This is a genomic window from Bacteroidales bacterium (genome assembly GCA_023229505.1).
In the GTDB taxonomy this organism is placed as follows: Bacteria; Bacteroidota; Bacteroidia; order Bacteroidales; family JAGOPY01; genus JAGOPY01.
The window spans coordinates 1-20,945 of record JALNZD010000024.1 but is presented as its reverse complement, the minus strand read 5'-3'; the positions used below and the strand labels follow the sequence as shown (position 1 = coordinate 20,945).

General features: G+C 40.3%; 22 protein-coding genes. 2 read left to right on the top strand and 20 right to left on the bottom strand.

The genetic code is table 11. The annotated features are described in order from the left end of the window. Window positions 1-17 precede the first annotated feature (17 nt). The 15 genes from M0Q51_09905 to M0Q51_09835 form a co-directional block, all read right to left on the bottom strand. Entirely contained in the window at window positions 18-635 is a 618-nt protein-coding gene (locus M0Q51_09905) for a hypothetical protein (GenBank protein ID MCK9400287.1), read from the bottom strand. Between the two features lie 144 nt (window positions 636-779). Beyond that, window positions 780-947 carry a hypothetical protein gene (locus M0Q51_09900; GenBank protein ID MCK9400286.1) on the bottom strand — a complete coding sequence of 56 codons (168 nt, stop codon included), beginning with the start codon at window positions 945-947 and terminating at the stop codon, window positions 780-782. Between the two features lie 33 nt (window positions 948-980). Continuing rightward, complete coding sequence (locus M0Q51_09895; protein ID MCK9400285.1) at window positions 981-2,291, bottom strand: ATP-binding protein; 1,311 nt, start codon at window positions 2,289-2,291, stop codon at window positions 981-983. Window positions 2,292-2,615: 324 nt separating this feature from the next. Next, on the bottom strand, window positions 2,616-3,242 hold the full coding sequence (locus tag M0Q51_09890) for a nucleotidyl transferase AbiEii/AbiGii toxin family protein (protein MCK9400284.1): 627 nt from the start codon (window positions 3,240-3,242) through the stop codon (window positions 2,616-2,618). A 501-nt stretch (window positions 3,243-3,743) separates the two neighbouring features. Then, window positions 3,744-4,925, bottom strand: a complete 1,182-nt coding sequence (locus M0Q51_09885) for an ATP-binding protein (protein MCK9400283.1) — start codon at window positions 4,923-4,925, stop codon at window positions 3,744-3,746. 219 nt (window positions 4,926-5,144) lie between these two features. Further along, window positions 5,145-6,290: an AAA family ATPase gene (locus M0Q51_09880; GenBank protein ID MCK9400282.1), complete on the bottom strand. Its 1,146-nt coding sequence runs from the start codon at window positions 6,288-6,290 to the stop codon at window positions 5,145-5,147. Window positions 6,291-6,470: 180 nt separating this feature from the next. After that, window positions 6,471-7,619 (bottom strand): ATP-binding protein, encoded by a 1,149-nt coding sequence (locus M0Q51_09875; GenBank protein ID MCK9400281.1) that lies wholly within the window; start codon window positions 7,617-7,619, stop codon window positions 6,471-6,473. A gap of 519 nt (window positions 7,620-8,138) precedes the next feature. After that, window positions 8,139-8,984 carry an ATP-binding protein gene (locus tag M0Q51_09870; protein MCK9400280.1) on the bottom strand — a complete coding sequence of 282 codons (846 nt, stop codon included), beginning with the start codon at window positions 8,982-8,984 and terminating at the stop codon, window positions 8,139-8,141. Between the two features lie 16 nt (window positions 8,985-9,000). After that, on the bottom strand, window positions 9,001-9,267 hold the full coding sequence (locus M0Q51_09865) for an AAA family ATPase (protein ID MCK9400279.1): 267 nt from the start codon (window positions 9,265-9,267) through the stop codon (window positions 9,001-9,003). 328 nt (window positions 9,268-9,595) lie between these two features. After that, window positions 9,596-10,297, bottom strand: a complete 702-nt coding sequence (locus M0Q51_09860; GenBank protein ID MCK9400278.1) for a nucleotidyl transferase AbiEii/AbiGii toxin family protein — start codon at window positions 10,295-10,297, stop codon at window positions 9,596-9,598. Beyond that, window positions 10,290-10,871, bottom strand: coding sequence for a hypothetical protein (locus M0Q51_09855; GenBank protein MCK9400277.1), 582 nt, complete (start codon window positions 10,869-10,871; stop codon window positions 10,290-10,292). The genes M0Q51_09860 and M0Q51_09855 overlap by 8 nt, the downstream gene beginning before the upstream one ends. Before the next feature lie 240 nt (window positions 10,872-11,111). Then, on the bottom strand, window positions 11,112-11,375 hold the full coding sequence (locus M0Q51_09850; protein MCK9400276.1) for a hypothetical protein: 264 nt from the start codon (window positions 11,373-11,375) through the stop codon (window positions 11,112-11,114). Between the two features lie 91 nt (window positions 11,376-11,466). Next, window positions 11,467-12,186: an AAA family ATPase gene (locus M0Q51_09845; protein ID MCK9400275.1), complete on the bottom strand. Its 720-nt coding sequence runs from the start codon at window positions 12,184-12,186 to the stop codon at window positions 11,467-11,469. 253 nt (window positions 12,187-12,439) lie between these two features. Beyond that, window positions 12,440-13,537, bottom strand: coding sequence for an AAA family ATPase (locus M0Q51_09840; protein ID MCK9400274.1), 1,098 nt, complete (start codon window positions 13,535-13,537; stop codon window positions 12,440-12,442). 321 nt (window positions 13,538-13,858) lie between these two features. Then, on the bottom strand, window positions 13,859-15,457 hold the full coding sequence (locus tag M0Q51_09835) for a hypothetical protein (GenBank protein MCK9400273.1): 1,599 nt from the start codon (window positions 15,455-15,457) through the stop codon (window positions 13,859-13,861). 190 nt (window positions 15,458-15,647) lie between these two features. Between M0Q51_09835 and M0Q51_09830 the strand changes: the two genes are divergently transcribed. Continuing rightward, window positions 15,648-16,229 (top strand): archaeosortase/exosortase family protein, encoded by a 582-nt coding sequence (locus M0Q51_09830; protein ID MCK9400272.1) that lies wholly within the window; start codon window positions 15,648-15,650, stop codon window positions 16,227-16,229. Between the two features lie 20 nt (window positions 16,230-16,249). On the opposite strand, the gene M0Q51_09825 is transcribed toward M0Q51_09830, so the two are convergent. The 3 genes from M0Q51_09825 to M0Q51_09815 form a co-directional block, all read right to left on the bottom strand. Continuing rightward, a complete protein-coding gene (locus M0Q51_09825) occupies window positions 16,250-17,359 on the bottom strand; it encodes an undecaprenyl/decaprenyl-phosphate alpha-N-acetylglucosaminyl 1-phosphate transferase (protein ID MCK9400271.1) in 1,110 nt (369 codons plus the stop codon). A 78-nt stretch (window positions 17,360-17,437) separates the two neighbouring features. Beyond that, complete coding sequence (locus M0Q51_09820; protein MCK9400270.1) at window positions 17,438-18,310, bottom strand: polysaccharide deacetylase family protein; 873 nt, start codon at window positions 18,308-18,310, stop codon at window positions 17,438-17,440. A gap of 88 nt (window positions 18,311-18,398) precedes the next feature. Then, window positions 18,399-19,247, bottom strand: coding sequence for a GNAT family N-acetyltransferase (locus tag M0Q51_09815; protein MCK9400269.1), 849 nt, complete (start codon window positions 19,245-19,247; stop codon window positions 18,399-18,401). Window positions 19,248-19,272: 25 nt separating this feature from the next. On the opposite strand from M0Q51_09815, the gene M0Q51_09810 reads away from it, so the two are divergent. Then, window positions 19,273-19,488: a hypothetical protein gene (locus tag M0Q51_09810; GenBank protein MCK9400268.1), complete on the top strand. Its 216-nt coding sequence runs from the start codon at window positions 19,273-19,275 to the stop codon at window positions 19,486-19,488. Window positions 19,489-19,779: 291 nt separating this feature from the next. Here the strand turns inward: M0Q51_09810 and M0Q51_09805 are convergent, their stop codons facing one another. Continuing rightward, entirely contained in the window at window positions 19,780-20,133 is a 354-nt protein-coding gene (locus M0Q51_09805) for a VanZ family protein (GenBank protein MCK9400267.1), read from the bottom strand. Window positions 20,134-20,234: 101 nt separating this feature from the next. After that, complete coding sequence (locus M0Q51_09800; GenBank protein MCK9400266.1) at window positions 20,235-20,609, bottom strand: four helix bundle protein; 375 nt, start codon at window positions 20,607-20,609, stop codon at window positions 20,235-20,237. Between the last annotated feature and the right edge of the window lie 336 nt (window positions 20,610-20,945).

Sequence of the window (20,945 nt, the reverse complement as noted above, 5' to 3'; positions counted from 1 at the left end):
AAAATTGAAAAATAAGATCAAAGTTCGCCGAGGAGCATGTCTTTCCTTTTTTTCTCAATTGAGCTTTCCATCAGGCGACGTTTTTCATTTAGTTTAGAAATCAGTGCAATATTTGAAGTAGATGCATGAATGAATTCATAGGATAAAGAAACGAAATGATTCAGGAGAATGATCACATCATTGCTTCCGGTAATGCGGGTGAAGTCCGGAGCAGTCATTTCCACACCGGAAAGATACTTTTCCTTGATTAATCCCATAAGATATTCAACCTCTTCCGGAGAAATGAAAGGAAAATGAAATGTAAGAGAAAAAAGTGACTTGTTTAAAAAACGATAAACGGAAATCCGCAGGAGATCTTCCAACTCATCAATCCCAAGAAGAGTGGTAATGCTGTCTCCATTTGGAAGTTCTGTCAGGGCTGAATCATAAACCTTGATTTTTCTCCTGACGGCCCATAACTTCTCACCGGGATCAAACTGCCCTATCTTCAGTTTCGAATTGGTTTTAATACCGACAAATTCTTGCCCGTTATGCAACGCCTCATGAAAATACATTAACGGATCATCCGAAATGTAATTTTGCCTGAAGGAATCCACAAGAAGCCTGGATATCTTTCTTTTTCTCCTGAATAACATAATATTTAGGGCACCTCGAAAAACTAGTTTATGCCCGTTTATTAACGATGCAAAGTTACAAAATGGTTTTCTAAAAACCTAATTTTTACTTCCCCATTTTTTACTTATCTGTATATCAATATTTTACAAAACAGCTTGTTCACATCAGGGCATACCTATTCCATGCGCCATCCCTTTTCTCACCTGCCTCCACCTGGATGCACTCATGTTTTTGATTACTGTTTCAATAGAAGAGGTGTCGACAATGAGATTGAGCCTATCGCGAAGTTGAAATCCTTCTTCATTAAAAGTTGCTTGATTTCCTTCAGGCATCTTTCCGCTGTATGTCCGACGCTAAGACCTTATTTACATATCCTTTAGAGAGAATCCTTTAAATGAAACATCAAACCCCATCAGATTGTCTTGTATTGCTTTTGCTTTAATCCGAAGCAAATGGATGTTAATTTTTTTGGGATTTCTTTTCACCTCTGCAATAATGGCTTTTTGTTCCAATTCATTGAGGGCAACGATATCCAGTTCATTTTCATTTTTCCGGTTCCAGTACCTTCCGATCAATGAATATTTGCCGGAGATAATGAGTTTTTCACGGAAATATTTCTCAAGGAAAGGCCCGCTATATGTATCGAAATCTCTTTCAGTAACAGAGCGCACATATAAAAAATTGCCAATTTCCACAGCACTTCTGTATTTATAGACAAACCTGAACCAAAAATTAAGGAAGTTGTCATCTATAAAGTATTTCTGGATTCTTCCACCCGGTTTGGAAAAGACAGGACGGAGGCTTTTGATGATCTGGTATTCATTTTCAAGCCTGTCGAGGTAACCGCCGGTATTTTTTTCCAAGATCGATTCTATTTCGGAACGGGATGTTTTGGATGAAGCAATCAATGACAAAATGGAAAAATAGGTAGCATAATCTTTTCCAAATTCTTCGATAAGGATGTTTTTCCCCTCTTCAATAAGGATAGAGTTTTCTCTGAAAATTTCACTTAATATTTGCTCAAGGGAGAAGAGGCTTTTATCTGCGAATATCTCCACATATTTTGCGACACCCCCTGAGATGGTATAGAAAGCCAGGAAATCTTCCATCTTCCCTTCCGGTTGCTGATCAGTAAAGATTTCTTTCATTACACAGGCATCAAAAGGCTTAAGATGGATTTTTTCATCCGCTCTTCCAAAAAGAGGTTCCTTCGCATCCTCAAAGATCTTTTTCATTAAGGTAAAAATCGACCCACATAGCACCAGGTTCATTTTTGATGAAGATTTGTATTTGTCCCAAAGGTTTTGTATTTCACTGTATACAACGGGATTTACCTGGTAGAACTCCTGGAATTCATCGATGATGAGCGTGAAGGGATTTGATTGGGCTTGTATAAGGAGGTATTCAAAAAGTCGGACGAAACTCCGGAATTCACCTATAACAGGTTTCCCGAATGCACGTTCAATTTCTTCGGTGAATTCTTTGCAAAGAAGGGTTTCATTTTTCCTGGCGATAAACAGGTAGAGGTATGTTTGTTTTTCAAACGCTTTAATGGCCAGGCTGGTTTTTCCGATTCTGCGCCGTCCAACAATAATCGTCATTTTTGCTGATTTTTCAGCTAATTTCCGCGTATTTTCCAATAGCTCCAATTCCGTTAACCGACCATAAAACTTCATAATAATGATTTAGTTATCAAATTTTCAGTAAAGATAATAAAATTATAGTAATTATGGTTACAGTAATGATGGTTGCTAAAAAGTTAAATTATGAAAGAAAAGCATGATTTTAAAAGGGTACATTTTTACAAACCACTATTTTTAAGATTGTAAGACTGTAGGACTGTGGGACTGTAAGACTGTAAGACTGTAAGACTGTAAGACTGTAACAATGCTAAATTGTCAAATTGTTAAATTGTTATTCTTAGTCACCCAGTCACCATTTCACCATTTCACCGTTTCACCGTTTCACCATTTCACCACATTCTTCACATTCTGCATCTTTTACTTTTTAGTATAAAGCATTACAACTTTTTCAATTCTTTTCCTGATTTCTGACCATTTAAGTTGGGGGTCCTTTATCAATATCGGCCAGTCAGAGCGGTCCACATCATCAAAATATATAAGGCTTTTCAGAACATGGGTTTCATTTTGCTGGTTGTATTTGGCTTTATAATAACTCAACATTTCGGCCAGATCAAACTTATCCAAAAGATAGTAAATATCAATAAAATCCTTGACACGCTGACCGCTGGTCGATATGGCATTAAGTTTCATGGCAACAATATCCTGCTCTGCCAGAATAGAAATATCGTTGTGAATGTTGGGATCTTTAATATATGGATACCGATGGGCAATAATATCAACTTTTATTTTCCCTATGCTTCCCGTGAGTGTATTTGGGGCCGAATTAAAAAGTTGAAATTGGAAATCCTGATTAATATTTTCAAGAATTCCGGCAGAATCAAAATTAAAGTTTGAAAACAAATCAATATCAACGGAATTACGATGTCCGAAATATAATGCCAGAGCAGTACCGCCAGCTAAATAAAACCCTTTTAAATATTCTTTACTTTGAAGTAATTTTAAGAGTTCCAGTATTGAGGCATCAACTGCTTCCGTGTGTAACATTTAAATTTTTTTTTGGATATGTGAAAAAGTTTTGAAACGAAATTGAATGTTTTGGGATCGAGATAATTGAGATTACACAGCACATTCACGATTTCTTTTTTACCGTAATAATCTATTAATAAATTAATTTCGTTCAAACTGCCCAGGCTGAATACCCTTTCAATAATTAGGCACTTTGACAATTGATTATCAAGTTTTGAGAATTCAACATCCCAAAAATATTGAGGTTTTAAATAGTTTATCAAATTCATGCTGTGGTTCATAAGCCATGTTAAAGATACAAAATAATCTCACCCAATATTCTGTCAGTTATTCTATTTTCCTACCATCTAATCTTTAGGACTGTAGGACTGTAGGACTGTAGGACTGTAGGACTGTAGAACTGTAGTACTGTTAAGTAATTTGAAATTTGAAATTTGAAATTTGGAAAATAACTCCATTTCACCGTATCACCGTTCCACCGTTCCACTGTTTCACCGTATCACTGTTCCACCGTTCCACTCAAATGACAACCGGAGAAAGAAACCCTTTAAGATCCAGGTATTTTCGGGATACGAGGTAATACTTTTCAATTCCGAGTTCCTTGGCGGTTTTCTCAAGTTTTTTATAGTCGCCTGGAGTGCCTGTTTGTTTCACTTCAATTGCAGTATCATGGTTCAGGATGAAATCAATTTCTGAAGTATTTCGTTTGTTATAATAAGATATCGAACCATAATGCTGCAATTGGTTTGCTACGGCATTTTCGAAGAGCTGTCCTTCCATTGTTTTACCAATAATATTCAACAGGCCTGTATCGGAAAAGTAGACCTTTTTACCGCCGGCAACAGAGCGGTCGATGCTTTTAGAATACTTTGGTGTAAGATGGATAAAAAAGACGCCTTGCAGGAACTCCAGATAATTGTATATTTTGACCCGGTTAACCCCAAGTTCGGCAGATAACCTGGTAACGTCGAGTATATTTCCAGTTCGGGGGACCAGTAGCAGGATCAGGTTTCTTAGCTCGCGGATGTCTTTAATATCAGACAAAAGGTTCAGGTCTTTCTCAAAAAAAGAAGCAAATATATTTTTAAGCACCATTTTTTTTGTAGTAACGTCTTCAGTAGTCACCACCTCAGGAAAGCCACCGAATTCTACATACTGGTTGTATGGAAAGAATTGTTTTTCATGAAAATAGAGTGATTGATCTATGTTTGCCGCGAATGAAGCGGGAATTGGAGGGGGTGTCGCCTGGTCATCTTTAAAATACAAGTATTCCCTGAAACTCATCGGATAGAGAACGAACAGGAATTTTCTACCGCTAAGCGATTCGGGAAATAAGTTTCTCAAATAAAAGTTAGAAGAGCCGGTGACGATGAATTTTACCCCGTAATGATCAATGAAGTACTTAATGATCGTTGTTATTTGTGGAAAATTCTGAATTTCATCAATAAAAACAAATAATCTTTCATGATGATTTCCGGCTTCACTCACCAGGTGCTTATAAATGGAGTTATAATCAGTGTCTTCGAAAAGCAGTTGGTCAAGAGGGTTGTCGAAATCGAACCAGAGTTTTGGAGAAGTAAGTTCCTGGAAGATTTGCTTCATCAGGGTTGTTTTTCCAATCTGGCGCATACCGGTGATCACAATGGCATTTTTATGATCCAATTGTTTGATTATCTCATGATATAAAAGCCGTTTTTTCATTATGTAAAAAATAATTTACAAATATACGCACATTTGTAAAATATTAAACTCAAATTTATTTCTGATTTTCCAGACTGTAGGACTGTAAGACTGTAGGACTGTTAAGAAATTTGAAAAATTGAAATTTGAAATTTGGAAAATAACTCCATTTCACCGTTTCACCGTTTCACTGTTTCACCGTTTCACCGTTTCACCGTTTCACTCCTCAATCCTCACGCTTCAGGAATGGATAATCTCACCGGCCCACAGTTGTTCCAGGAAAATTTTCCAGGGTATAACAAGGACATTGTCTATTTTTCTTGGAAGCGGATCGTTGCTTACCAGTATTGTTTTTTTTACCGTGTATTCATCGGCAAAACTCTTTAATCCTTTTAAATGGCGCAAATTAGCCATATTAGTGGATTTTACCTCAATAGCAACTTCGTGGTCGCCCAGTACAAAGTCGACTTCCAGTTGCGAAGCAGTTCGCCAATAACTCATCGGGTAATTTAAACCGGAATAATTACTATGAGCATAAATTTCCTGGTAAATGAAATGCTCAAATGCTTTTCCGAAAGATTCGCTCCCGAATTCAAGATGTCCCCTTTTTAGCAGATAATTTGCAATACCCACATCAAAATAGAAGAATTTCGGGGAGAGAATAACCCTTCGTTTGGGTTTTTTTTGGAAGGATGGCAAGAACCGGCCTGTCATCGTATCTTCGAGAATGTGGAAGTATTCTTTTATTGTGGGAGCGCTGACCCCACAATCAGAAGCGATATTGGAATAATTCACTATTTCGCCGTTAGAGAAGGCGGCCATTTCAAGGAAGCGGGAAAAGGAGGAGATATTTCTTATTTTGGCTTCTGCCATGATCTCATCTCTCAAATAATTGCCTATATATGCCGACAATAATTTTTGCGGACTGGAAGTCAGGTAGTGGCGCGGCAACAGGCCATTGTTCAGTGCATTTAAAAGGTCGAAACCGGGAATTTCGGGATATATCAGGGGGTAGAGTTCGTACCGGATGGCTCTGCCTCCCAGGAGATTTCCTCCGGAACGCAGGATTTTTCGCGGACTTGATCCGCTAAGGATAAACTGGATTTTTTCATTTTCAATCAGCCAGTGAATTTCGTTTAATAAAGATGGCATCCGTTGAATTTCATCCACAATTACCGGTCCTGTGACATTTGTAGCCTGAATAATTTCCCGTAGCAGAGAAGGGTTACGTTGAAAACGTTCATATTCGCTGCTAAGCAGAAGATCGAAACAAAGTGCATCGGGATAGAGCGCTTTCAGCAAAGTGCTTTTTCCTGTTTGCCTTGCACCCCACAAAAAAGCACTTTCCTTTCCTATCCCCTCAAATACTTGTTTACGAATATACATGATAAACTAAAGTAATAATTTTAAATATCATGTAAAATTAAATAATATTTCTAAATAACGTCTGACAAAAGTGTTAAATTGTTCGATTGTTTCAGGACTGTAGGACTGTTAAGTAATTTGAAAATTGAAATTTGAAATTTGGAACATAACTCCATTTCACCGTTTCACCATTTCACCGTTTCACTGTTCCTCCTTTTGCAGTGTTTCCGTCAGAAACAAATGCATGTTTTCAGGTGAAATGACCTGAAATTCAGATTGGGGATAAGCATTAGCAAATGTTTTTGACAGGAAAGGCTTTTTTAAAGGGTTCCATTTAAATTCAAAAGCAAAAAGCCGGCCGTCTAGCTCCTCAATATAATCAATCTCCTGTTGCTGGGTTGTTCTCCAAAAATATCGCTTAAAGTCTATATCTCTGTTCCCCAGAAACTTATATCGTTCACTGATTAGAAAATTTTCCCACAATGCACCGGTATCCATACGTGATGAGAGAGGCAGAAAATTACCGAGAACTGCGTTTCGTATCCCGTTGTCATAAAAATAGATTTTTTTGCCTTTTTTAATTTCATTTCTAACATTGCGGTTCAGTCCGTTCAGCCTGAAAATGATATAAGTTTTTTCCAGGAGGTCGATATATTTTTCAATAGTTTCTTTATCTGAATTGAGCAATTGAGCCAACTCGCTGTAATTAACCTCATTACCGATCTGTAATGCAAGTGCCTTTAATATCTTCTCCAGTAATACCGGCTTTTGGACGTGATCCAGGGTCAGGAGGTCTTTATAAAGAAAACTTGATGCAAGTGCTTTCAGGAGTTTAGTTTCTTGTCCAACGTTAAGTGCAATGTCGGGGTAATAACCAAAGATCATCCGATGCTCAAGCAGTCTTTTTTCAGTCAGGAAACCATGATGGTCCATCATTTCTCCAAAGGAAAACGGATGCAGGAAAAATTCGAATTTTCGTCCGGTCATGGGTTCATTGATCTTGCCGGCCAGTTCAAATGCTGAAGAACCTGTTGCAATCAATTGAACATCTTTATAATTATCATGAATGAGTTTCAAAACCAGACCTGTTTCCGGAATTCGCTGAGCTTCATCAAGAATCAAAATTTTATGATTACCGATAATAGGTCTGAGTTGTGTTGCATTAAGATTTGATAATCTGTCGCGGACATCAGCATCATCGCCATTCAGGAAAAGGGTTTGTTCCTCGTAACCACTGACCAGTTGCTCAACCAGCGTAGTTTTTCCCACCTGTCGCGCACCGTAAATGATAACAGCTTTATTTTTAAACAGGTATTTATGAATGAGCTGTTCCAGTTCTCTTTTAACCATTTTGTAAAATTTGGAACAAAGATAGTTTTCTTTAAATCATAATCACAAAAAAACATAATAAAAAGAGATACAAACCGCTAAAAAGTATATTAAAAGACGGTAGGACTGTTAAGAAATTTGAAAAATTGAAATTTGAAATTTGGAAAATAACTCCATTTCACCGTTTCACCCGGTCACCCAGTCATCCAGTCACTCCTGGAAAGGTGACATAGTAACTAGGTAACATGGTAACATGGTAACTTAGTCACCCAGTCACCCAGTCACCCAGTCACCATTTCACCGTTTCACCATTTCACCATTTCACCGTTTCACCCGGTCACCCAGTCATCCAGTCACTCCTGGAAAGGTGACATAGTAACTAGGTAACATGGTAACATGGTAACTTAGTCACCCAGTCACCCAGTCACCCAGTCACCATTTCACCGTTTCACCATTTCACCATTTCACCGTTTCACCCAGTCACCCAGTCACCATCTTACCGTTCCACCATTCCACCGCTCATTGTTCATTTCAAATATTCTAAAAATTTTCGAGCAACCATTGCCACGCAGGTACAATATTAATTTGGCAATTATTTAGTGACAATTTCAAACGATTGCCATCGCCAATAATGAGAGTAGATTCAAAAATAGACATGCGATTCATTGCATCCAATAATCCATTTATCTCTCTTTCATAAGTATCCTTTTCTGAAATACTAAAAGCTACATTAACTAATTGAAGGACACCTGCGGAATAGAAGCAAAAATCAACTTCCCGGATGCCTTTTAAATAAAAAATTTCCTGGTATTTGCGTCTTAATTGGAGAAATATAAGGTTTTCGAGTAAACGTCCTTTATCTACTTGATAATCCATCAATAACTTTAATCCAATATCAACAGCATATATTTTTTTGGGATTTCGTTGCTGTTCTCTTAAGTTTTTGGAAAATACGCTTGTATTATAAAAAATGTAACTATCCTCTAAATAAATCAGAAAATCGTATAAACTATTTTTTGATAACTGCAATCCTTGTGATTTAAAATCATTAAATAATTTGTTTATACTTATCAGATTAGAAATATTAACCGTTAAAAATCGAATAAAAAGTTTAATTAAAGTATGTTGAGTCAATCCATGTCTTTCAATAAGATCTTTATAAACCACCATATTAATATATTCATGTAAAACAGCTTGCTGTATAGTAATATCTGATTCTTTAATTAACTCGGGTAAAGCCGATGAGCCAATGTAACGATGAAAAGCATTAATTATTTCTGCCTTTTGTTTGGACGAATAATTCTTTAATATTTTAAAACCAGACCATTGAATATATTCGCGAAACGATAAAGGAAAAAGTTCAAAAGTGATGGTACGTCCTCGCAACGATGTTGCAATTTCTTTACTTAACAAGCGCGATGATGACCCTGTAAGAAACAAAAAACAATTTATCATTCTCAAAATTAACATATAGCAATTTTGAGGCTTGAATTTTATTACGCAACTTATCAATATGGTGTAAGAATAAGTAGGTTTTTCCAACACGTCTCGCACCAATTACTGTAATTATTCTACCAGGTTCATCGGGCAGTAAAAGCTCTCTTGATTTTATTGCCGATAAATCCCGATCTACAAAATCTATGATTAGTTCTCTATAATATTCTTTCATTTTATTCCCTTTATAAAGGGACAAATATAATTATTTATTTCCTTCTTAAAAAGGAAACAAATGATTTTTTAGTATTAACCATTATAAAATTGTTAAACTGATAAATTGTTAAATTGCTGACCTTAATATCGTTACCTCGTTACTTCGATACATCGCCACATCACTTTAGGACTGTAGGACTGTTAAGAAATTTGAAAAATTGAAATTTGAAATTTGGAACATAACTCCATTTCACCGTTTCACCGTTTCACCCAGTCACCCAGTCACCCAGTCACTCCTGGAAAGGTGACATAGTAACTAGGTGACATGGTAACTGGGTAACATGCTATTATTCTGAAAGAATCGGGAATCTCTGGTAAAATTTCAAAAGGTTAATCGTATCAACCAGAAGTTTTGTTCTAACAAATTTTTTTGTGTCAGCATCCATTAATTCACCCAGGCCGTCCAGTAAGCGATTGCCCTTCATAGATTCAAGAAGGCTTATGCAGTTTTCGATATGGGTTGCCAGCGCCACTTTCATTCGGTATTCCACAATACTTTTATTCACAGGAGTTTGACGCTGCAAAAAGAACCATGTGTCAAAAATGTCGCGATTTGTTGCTGTACTTCTATCAAGTAAAGCACACAACTTATGTGCAAACATGTTTGAAACCGTCATAACCTTGACATTGAATCCTAACAGGTTTTTTATTTCATAACTATTGTTAAACGGTCGATTGGATATTTCTACCTTCAATTTACGCTCACCAATACCATAATCCAATACAATCAAAGGACCGAAGTACTTTTTAGCTTCATCGAAAATCGTCCCGTATTTCATAATAATTTTCCGAACTTTTTCGAAAACAATTTCCTCTTTATTGGTATCTAACAAATTAAAATCCAGATCTATCGAAAACCGGGGCAGATCATAGAAAAACATCAAAGCTGTACCACCCTTGAATCCGAGGTAATTAGCCAGTTCAAGATCTGAATAGATATCCTTAAGTATTTGAACAAGAAAAAATTTATGGCGGTTAATATCAAACATCTTTGATCAATTTTTTAATCCTTTGGGTTAACGACTTTGATTGATAGATCGGTAAAATCTTTTTTAAAAGGGATTTATCCAAAGGATTGAGATTATCAAAGTAGTAATCAGGTTCGAGGTACAGTGTATCAAGCAATGCACGCTCAGGACAAGCCTGATTTACGTGGTTATTCTGCCGTATGATTCCAGTTGTATTTGTCAATATCGTTCCTTTTAATTTTCTGAAACGGTAAAATTGATTTTCAATTTCAATAAAACGGCTCAAATAACTGACTATAGTAATTTGTGAGTCGAATTGAAAGACTATTCCAGCCTTCTGCAGCGCATAATCAAGCGAAATATAGGAAGGGCTGTAGAGGCGGCAGGCCAGTTCTTCAGTAATAAATTCCGGTTTGGTATAGATGCCCTTACGCGGGTTGTGCAGCTGACCCTTGTGTACATAATAGTTTAGTTTCTTACCAAGTATCTGCAAATCTGTTTCTCCGACAAGCATAGCTACATCAACCAACCGGAACACAGTACGGGTATCCTTGTACAAGGTCAGTACGATATCTTTATTTTGTGAACCAAACATCCAATATTATCGTATTATTAGTTTACAAAATTACTAATTTTTTGTGATTCTACAAAAAGAAGCAAATTTTATAAAATTGTTAAACTGATAAATTGTTAAATTGTTATTCCCAGTTACCCAGTCACCCAGTCACTCCTGGAAAGGTGACATAGTAACTAGGTGACATGGTAACATGGTAACTTAGTCACCCAGTCACCGTTTCACTATTCCACCGCATCACGCTTCACGTCTCACAAATTATCAGTATAAAAAACCGAACAGCCATAAAGGGATTTTATTCTTATACCCCGACTCAATATCATCCGCAACGATAAATGCGTCAGATAATCCTTTGATTTGTTTCCTGGTTTTATTTTTTCCACCGACCTCAAAGACATACCTATCCTGAAAAACAAAATCACCTTGTTCGGAATAGTTTACTTTTCCGGCAGCAGAAAGTTGATTAAGAAAGAATGTTTCCCTGATTGTTCCCACGTTAGCTTCATTTTCCGCTAGTGCTGCCATTAAATTGCTGTTATGAAGGTATATTTTTTCGGGCTTGGTTAAAATACTATTGCCTCCTTTATTGCTTTGGAGAAGTAAGATCAAGTGTGCCTCAGACAGTTGATGAAGAATAATCGATATTAAGGATTGCAGGAAGGTCTGTTTCCAAAATAGTATTAACAGTTATCAGCAAACGTTGATGGTAATTATCCTGGTTTTCCATGAAATATGGATAACTGCCAATACTGCAGTACTCTTTGAATATTCGGAGCGGTTTAATCTTTTCGATGATCCCGAAGCTCAGGTTAACATGGTCAGAGAGTAAATGCTGAAGGTCAACAGCCGGAAAGAGATGTCCGTATCGCAATGCGATAAATTCTCTAAGTGAAAGTTCACGAAGGTCATAAACCATTGCCCGTCGACTCAGGTCGGCTTGTTGTTTAAAAATATGAAGTGCAGAAGAGCTGGTAATAACTATTTTTAGACCGGGATGGTCGTCATAGATATTTTTTATTTCACGTGACCAGTCGGGGTATTTATGAACTTCGTCGAGATAAAGGAACTTACCGCCCAGGTTGACAAAATTTTCAGCAAGATCGACAAGATTATTATCAGAAAACCAGATATCATCCAGGCTAACATAAAGCGCTTCTTCAGAGGTTCCCAAATTTTCTTTAATATGCTGTAACAGCAGGGTCGTCTTACCCGTTCCCCTTGCACCTTTGATAAAAATAAGCCGGTCGGACCAGTCAATTATATCATAGAGATATCGCTTAAATGACGAATCGGTTTGCTGAACTTTTCTTAATGATTTCCTAATCAGTGCCTCCATTTATTGTTGTGTATATTCTACAAAAATAATACAAATTTAACTAATAAGAACAACAATAATTCGAATCTTCCTGCGTCCCACCATTCCACCATTTCACTGTTTCACCTTTTCCACCCAGTCACCCAGTCACTCCTGGAAAGGTGACATAGTAACTTGGTAACATGGTAACTGGGTAACTTAGTCACCTAGTCACCTAGTCACCTAGTCACCCAGTCACCTAGTCACCCAGTCACCTAGTCACCGTTTTACAGTATCACGCCTCTCTTCTTTGTTTCAGCCATTGGCTGAAGAACGGATCATCCATTTCGTATTTATTATCGACTTTATTAATATATCCATTTTCCATCAGTCGTTTGATACTGCTAAAAGCGGTACTTGATGCCCCGATATCATATTTTCTGTAGAACGCTTCCGAAAGCGGAGCAAAACCGGAATATGACAGTCCGATCATAAGTTTTTTATCAGTTTTATTTAAAGCCATCCACCACCTTTCATAATCCATGTCATGCATGGCAATTAAGTCCATAACAGCATCCCTAACGGGGTTACTTGTTAAGGAATCCTGGTTGCATTTATCCCAAACCACAAATGCTAGCTGTTGCGTATAATAGGGGTGACAGCTGGTATAACTGATAATTTGTTGGGCCAGATTTGCTGCATTTTCATGGACCGGCATCAGTCGTTTTTCCAGGTAATCGATAAAGTCGGCCTCAGGAATTTTGCCAAGTTGAAGAATCATGCCGAAGTGGTAGAAAGGAGATTTTTTCTTTTCGAAGATTTCTTTGATCAATGACTCCTGGCTGCCCAGAAAGACATAATTTATCAGTTTATGCTGTTGCATGATAGACCGCAATTGCCGCATCAGATCTGCGTTAATTCGCCGGATTTCCTGGAATTCATCAAAGATGACCAGTAATTTTTTTCTTTCGGTGCTGAGTTTTTCCATCAGGTTCAGCACGTCTTCAAGCAAAGGAAGGTGGGAACTGTCGGGGAGAAATGCCACCTCTACCTGGTTAGTAACCGGATTCAACGTGATGGTGGGGATGATACGGAAATGTTGCACCAACTGTCTGACTTTTTCGAAAGGGAAAATCCTGTAAATCCGCTTAAGAATCTGGGCTGCAAGATCAGTTGTACTGGTGATCAGTTGCATATCAATGGCAATCACTGGTCTGTCGAGCTGGCCGGTTACTTTCATGATAAGACTTGATTTTCCAAATCTGCGGGGACTGATGATAATCAGATGATTTTGACTACCAATGATTGAATTCACCCGCTCTATTTCATTAGTACGGTCAGTGAAGTATTGATCTTCGACAATGCTGCCAAATTTGAAAGGGTTGTTTTTCATTTATTGCGATATTTTTCGTTGCGATATTATTCGCAAAGATAAAGAGTTTTCCGTATCCAATTCACCTTTTACGATTTAAGCTTAATTTAAGACTGTAAGACGGTCAAGAAATTTGAAAATTGAAATTGGAAATTGTCCAACTGCCAACTGTCCAACTAACATGCATCCACCGTTCCACCGTTTCACCTTTTCACTGTTTCACTGTTTCACCGTTTCACCTTTTCCACCCAGTCACCCAGTCACCCAGTCACCCAGTCACCCAGTCACCTAGTCACCCAGTCACCCAGTCACCGTTCCACCGTTCCACTCATGAACCCGATGCTAAAAATCATAATAGATATTTCTCAACCCGGTTCGGATGCCAAAATAGATGAATTGCATCTGTTTGTCCCACTTTGTATTATGCTCTTTCCGGTTAGTGAAACCAGCTTCAAGACGCAAATTGGTCCGTCTGTTGAGCAGATACGAAATGTTAAAATCAACAATAGCAAGATTAGTCTTTAACCCCTGTCCGATTTCATTGCCATATTCACTCACACGCTGATTATATGGAATAAAGATGTTTTTTCCGAAATCCATCCCAGCTGTATCTACCCCATACATAGCAAAATTCAATTTAAGATGAACCATCCAGTTTCCTCTGATATAGGAAGCCATGGCAATGAATTCTCTGAAATTGGCCCCCAGCGGGTGGGCCAGCGGCTGATTATAATGCCCGTAGCTCTCAATGGTTTTATCATAGGCGTAGGTATAGGGGCGAGCCTGGTTGTATTCGATCCGGGCATTTAACGTTGGGATATTCAGCAGGTTCCATCCCGAAATCCCCAATTGGTAACCGAACTTATTTGCCCACCATCCATCATTTGCCATTACTTCCGACAATTTGAACTCATCCAGAAGCAATTGACCGTAAACATTGAAATGTTTGTTGATACGAAGACTAAAAGTACCTCCCATAAGGGCATTATCCGGCGAACCAAATGATTCTTCAACAGGCCTCATGATTAGAATGACCGGATTCAGGTATTGAATATCAAATCCGCGATAACCTGTCGAATCGGCATTTTCCCAAACTATGGCATCAAAAATTCCCAGGCTCAGCCTGCCCCAGAGCATAACCTGCAGGTAATGCATGGTTGCCCATTTGCGGTCTAGGCCAAATCCACTCGAGAGCGTCGAACTGCGATCAATAAACTGGTTGTAAAGTACAGTATATTTAACTTTCTTAAAATTAGCCGTCAGCTTTAAATATGGATAACTGAACGAGACATCCGATAATATCATAGAGCGATAACCATCACCAATGAAGTTTTTACCATAGCCCAAAGTCATGTTAATGTATTTTGAAGGGCTATAACTCACGTATCCATTACAGTAAAAGAAATCGACACCGGTATCTTTGAAGGGTTTGGTCGCACCCTGTCCGGGTACTACCCCGGTTGCACGGATAATTGAATCAGGCCATGAAGCAAATACTCCCTGATTCTCATATAGTTCAGTATTAAACGATAACGTTTTACCAATTAATCCTGTCACAGTAAAACCACGGGAATTTATCCAGGTGTTTTTAGGTTCTTTTATATCATATCCAAGTCCAAAATTAAATACCGGATCAGCCGTGATACTGAAATCTTTTGTTTTGTATCTGATAAGGTTCTCACTAAAAAGTTTACGGTAAACAAAGGTGTTTTTATGTTTTGCATTACCCGGAACCTGGTATAATGCATTCTCAGTGTCTGCCAAACTATCCATATCCTGCAACAGCAAAGGTTTCATTGATGAAAGCAATGAAGTGTTATTCGCCTGGGACTTTTGCATGATAAGATCATAAAAATGATTATCCAGGGGAATATACTGTCCGTAGCTAAGCAAAGGAAACAGCAGAAGAGCGAAGAAAGTGCAGAGTACAAATTTTAACATACTTATCAATGTTGTTTCTTTAATAGTTTGCTTGTCTTGACTGAAAGGCAGGCTTTGCAATAATCTATTTCAGAAAGTAAAAATAAGCAAAGTCAGTGAGATGAAGGTAGCTTATTGTCAGTTGCCGGAAACATATTTGTCGAAACCAAAACAGGAAATTAACGCTACATTTGCGTCAAAATCAAGCTTTATGCTCAGACGGTATTACCACCGGTTTCGGAAGTTTTATGCCGGCCCTTTTGGCTTTGTAATTGATATTGCGCTCTTTGCTATCATCACCTACGCTTTTCACCGCCTGTGGTGGGATTTCGCCAATTTCATCAAATCTTTCACTGCGGTAAATATGACAGCCGACTGGTTGGCCAGGCAGGTTTACCAATCCAGCTTGTGGATAAACCGGAATGTTCTTGGACTGCACATCACCACCGAAGACCCCAACACGATGTGGTTCAGCAACGGAGGCTATGTGGGCGTAAGTGAAAGTTGCTCAGGATTAAAACAGTTTTACCAGATCATTGTGCTTTTTGTGCTGTTTCCCGGGCCATGGAAGCATAAGCTATGGTTCATCCCGATGAGCATCCTGATCATGCATTTCGTGAACATTTTGCGCATCGTGCTCCTTTCGGTCATGGTAGTCTGGAAACCGGAATACTGGACTATTACGCATGAATGGATTCTTCGTCCGTTTTTTTATGTGGTGATTTTTGCACTTTGGGTTTGGTGGGTTGAGAAATTTAGGAGTAGTAAATCTACCTTTGCTCCGCTCGCTTAGTCGTTTTGCTTAAAAAAAAGTCAGTTCTTCCTTTTCACTTTTGTGGGAATCTTACCGGTTAACCTGGCTTCTTTGTTGCAAAGATAAGTGGGGAGGTACGACAGGATGGTTGCCAGCCCAAACACGATCAGGAATAGCAAATGCATTCCGATACGCTGCAACAGGAGTACCATAACAATGAACAGGATATTGACCAGGAGCAGCGTGGCTGTTGCCCTGCGGTGGCTCATACCAAGGGCGAGCAGCTTGTGGTGCAAATGCAGCTTGTCGGCATTGAAAGGCGTATGTCCTCTTGCAACACGAATGGTGAATACGCGCAGGGTGTCGTACATGGGAAGTATCAGGATACCAAGAGTAACGACAGGCGTTGCATGAATGGCATAAGGACTTTGAAGGCCAATATTGATCTCATTGAAACGGATCATCAGTACCGCAACAAAAAAGCCCAGGGTGAGAGAACCGATATCCCCCATGAATATCTTATTCTTTATTGAAAAGACATTATACCTTAAAAAAGCGGCCAGGGAGCCAACCAATGCAGCCGACAACACAGCCAATTCAATATGACCAACCAAAAAGAACCAGATGCCAAAAAAACCCACCGCCAGTATCCCAACACCAGCGGCAAGTCCGTCGATCCCATCGATCAGATTAAAGGCATTGATGGTCACAATGATCACGAACAGGCTGAGGAAAGCGCTTGACACATAGCCAATCTTATGAATGCCCAAAAAACCATGCAGGTCGGTCAAAAGTACATCCCCCAGGACGATGATGATGGCAACCGCAACAATTTGCCCCAGCAGTTTCTTCAGGGGTGAAAGGGAGAGAATATCATCTTGTAAACCCAGAAAAAAGATAATGATCGAACCGGCAATGACATATTGGATATAGCCAATGCGTGAGATATTGATAAAGATCATCCCGGAAATGATGCAGCCTGTAAAAATGGCCATTCCGCCCAACCTGGGCGTACTTACCAGGTGAGAAGTACGCCCATTGGGTTCGTCGAACAAATGTTTAGCTCTGGACACTTCAATGATGGAAGGGATGGAAATATATGTTACTAAGAAAGCTACAGAAAGGCTCAATACAACTAACAGGATCGGGGGGTCAAGAGTTGATGGCATAATGATTAATTGTTATAACTAGTGTGTTTGGCATCACGGATACAAATATAGTGTTTTTTTTGAGAAAATTTATCCAACTCAACGATTTTTTTTATTTGTTACGTTATTCACCGCACAGGACAAGGGAAACATCAGCAGGTTGTTTTCGGATACTAATGAACTTATGATGCTAGACATATTGTACATAGCTAACAATTGCCCAAGTTTTGCCATACTTAAGCCCGTTCCCGGGAGAAAACGCAGGCGCTCAACAGGATTGAATTCTTTCACTTCATACAGCCGATCATCAAGGTCACGCGGATGGAAATACAGCATGTGGTAACCGGGCTGTGCAAGGTTTCTTTTCACGAAGCGGAAGGGCAACAGTCTGAAATAACCGCTTCCGGCATAGGGTATCCGATGAAAGAGAAAGGGGAAGGTGCTGACGGGGTAGTAAACCAATGCGCTGCCTGCAGGACCGAAAGTAAAAGGATGGTTGGGAAGCTTCATGCCATTGTATCGCATGCCCGACATGATGGAGCTGTCAACACGGATACCCGCTTCGAGCAGCAATTCAACAGCATGGCCCGAAACAGGGAAAAGTGTGAAAGCGGGTGCCCTGTAACTTATTACTTTTGTGCCGGTGATGCTTTCAAGTTCGCCAATATTGCGAAACAGATCGTCGCGGAAAGCAGGAAGCTGCTGGCGGTGAACCTGCTCGTGCCAGTAGGAATGCGCCGCCACTTCGTGTCCTGCCAAAGCAATGGCCCTGATGAGCTGCGGATAACGTGAGGCCACCCAGCCCAGGCAAAAAAAGGTAGCTGTGGCCTGGTGCCGCTCGAGCATCTCGAGGATTGAGCCGGTAATACGGGGCAACATGACCGGAAGATTATCCCAGCGATGTCGTTGCAGTAGTGGATTGCGTCCAAAAATATGAAACCATTCTTCAAAATCGAAACTTAGTACATGCAAATCTTACCCCATTCTTTTAAGTCGTTCCGGCAAAAATACCAAAAGAAATGCCTCCGGTCTTAAAAAACCCACTTCCATTCATGCAAATCTAATAAACCCACTTGGCAAGATAGCTGCCAAGATGCTGCCGGAAGGGCCAGGGAAGGATTTTCCAAAAGTGATGCAGCCAGTGCTGTTTGCGCAGGCTCATTTTTTGCACAGGGTAATGGGCCCATAATAGCGGAACATCGGTAGCGCCCCATTGATGCTTGAAGCGGTGTACACCACTGCCGGCTGTGCTGCGGCCAAAGCTGTAAGTATGGCATTGCATGCTGATGGCATGGGCGATCATGGCATGATGCAGCACATAAGAAGCGTAGCGGCCTTGAACGTCATGCAGAGTGGCAAACCAGCCATTTTCGTAAAAACCCCGGTAGGCCAGGTTGAAGGCACCACCCACCACCCGGCCCTTATGCCGGAGAAGGAAAATAGTAACATGGCCCTGTGTATATTGGTGTAACAGGTTGTAAAAGAATCGTTTGGGTAGGGCAACTGATCCCAACAAGTCTATATGCCGGGCGTAAACATGCCAGAAATCATTCAGCAGGCCGTTGCTGCCCTGCTCGACAGTAAACCCGTTTAGCAGGCCTTTTCTGATTTTGCGCCTCAGGTTGGGGTTGAAGGTGTGCATCTGTTTATCCATGCTGTTTGACAGGTTTAGCCACGAGGCAATTTTGATACTTTCATGTGGCTGATTTGGCCAGGGGACCCTTACCTCCATCTGTGCGATGTTGCGGGGTAGGGCAAAGCCGGACAGTGTTTCTTGCCAGTCGCCGGCTGTAAACGCTTTGCCTGTGCTGTTATGAGTACTACCGTAAGAGAAGTGTGGTAACGAGACTAAGCTTTTGCCTGTGCATACCATGTCGATAGTGATGCCCGGTACAGGCTGCAGTTGCATGGGCTTCCATCCGAAGCTTCCGGCGATGATGCTATTGAGGCCAGGATGGTTGGCGATGGTGAGGGGCAGCGCTGAGGGAGGTTCCTGCATGGCAGCCTCTATCAGCGCTATACCTTGTGCGGGCAGCCCGGCACGGGTGGCAATCGCCATCAGGCTACAGTTACAATGCCTGTATGCGAGCCGGATGCGGAGCAGGATGCCTGAAACAGCGCCGATGCAGCCCGCCAACAGGTCACTATAGGATGAATGGCGGTTGAGTTGCGGCAACTGCCCCTGTAAAAATCCCATCCAATAGGTATGGGCCAGGGCTATCACAAAAACCCAGGGGGCCAGGTTACGCCAGCGCAACGGACAACTTCCAAGTGCAGCCAATGCCATCCAGGTAAACAAGCCATAGCTGGAAAAATGCACCAACAGGTCTATACCCTTGAGGTGCAGCCGCGGAAACAAACCGCCCGGCAGCAAGTAAAGGACCGTTAGCAAAAGCAAGTAAAGCAACGTTAGCGGCAGGTAGTATTTTCTCATTTTGTTGTTATGCATGCCTTCTTCCGAACCACCTCCAGCCAATCCATCCCGGCAGAAATCCCAGGCTGTTAGCCAGTTCATCGGTAATGTCGAACGAACGGCCGAAATAGCTGTATTGTTGTAATACTTCCATTAAAAATCCCCATGCAATGACTAATAATAAAGGCAAAATTTGTTTGGCTCCGGAAAACTCCTCAGGCCAGGCCCAAAGCATCAGGAAAGTAAACCCTGCATACATGCCTGCATGAATTAATTTATCGGCAAACGGAACAAGCGTTACATCCGGCAGACCATCCGAGGGCCAGAGGCTGAGGGCGGTGATCAGGACAAGATATGCGAAGAAGAGGATTTTTTTTAGCATAGGTGATTTTTTAAAGAAAAATAAGCGAAGGGGCGAAGGGGCGAGTGGGCGAGTGGGCGAGGGAGCGAAAGGGCGAGTGGGCGAGTGGGCGAGTCATTCTTTTAGAAAGCCCAGTTTTCGGGTTTGTTGCTCATGTTGACGATCATAGCTATGATGTGGTCATATTTGTCGTTCAGTGATGCATGGGATACATTGTCAATGTAGTTGCATTCCAGCGCATAATCAAGCCAGACCTGGGTTTCGGCACTCTCACCTTCTGAGTCAGATAGCTTTGCGACAAAAGATTTAGGGTATCTTCTTTTCCTGAATGCTTCGGCTAAATTGCCTGAAACCGAACGCGATGATCTGCGAATTTGATCGGTTAGTGAATAGGTCTCTTCTTTCGGAAATGATTTACTGATCCTGAAAATCTCCATACCTGCTTCAAACGATAGCTGAAAAACCTTTAGTTCCCTGTGTGTTTTGATCTTTTCCATCAGTTTCAATTTATAATGAGTTGATTATTTTAAAAACTGCTAAAGTTGCTACTTACACTACCTTCGCATAAGTCGCCCTATCGCCTCTTTTGCCTCTTTCGCTTCGTTCGCTTCGTTCGCTCCCTCGCTCTATCCGTCACATCTTCTGGTCCAGATTCTTCCCCGTCTCTATATGGTGAAAGGTTGGTAAACATTCAGTCATCACCTGTACAATGGCTGCTTTGGAGAGTTCAGGACTATTCAGAGCCTGAGGATTTAATGAATTCTTCAGTGATGTCCTTGAATGAGGTGAGTTGGTTTTCATTGAGTTTAGGAAAGAATACTTCGCCTGTCATT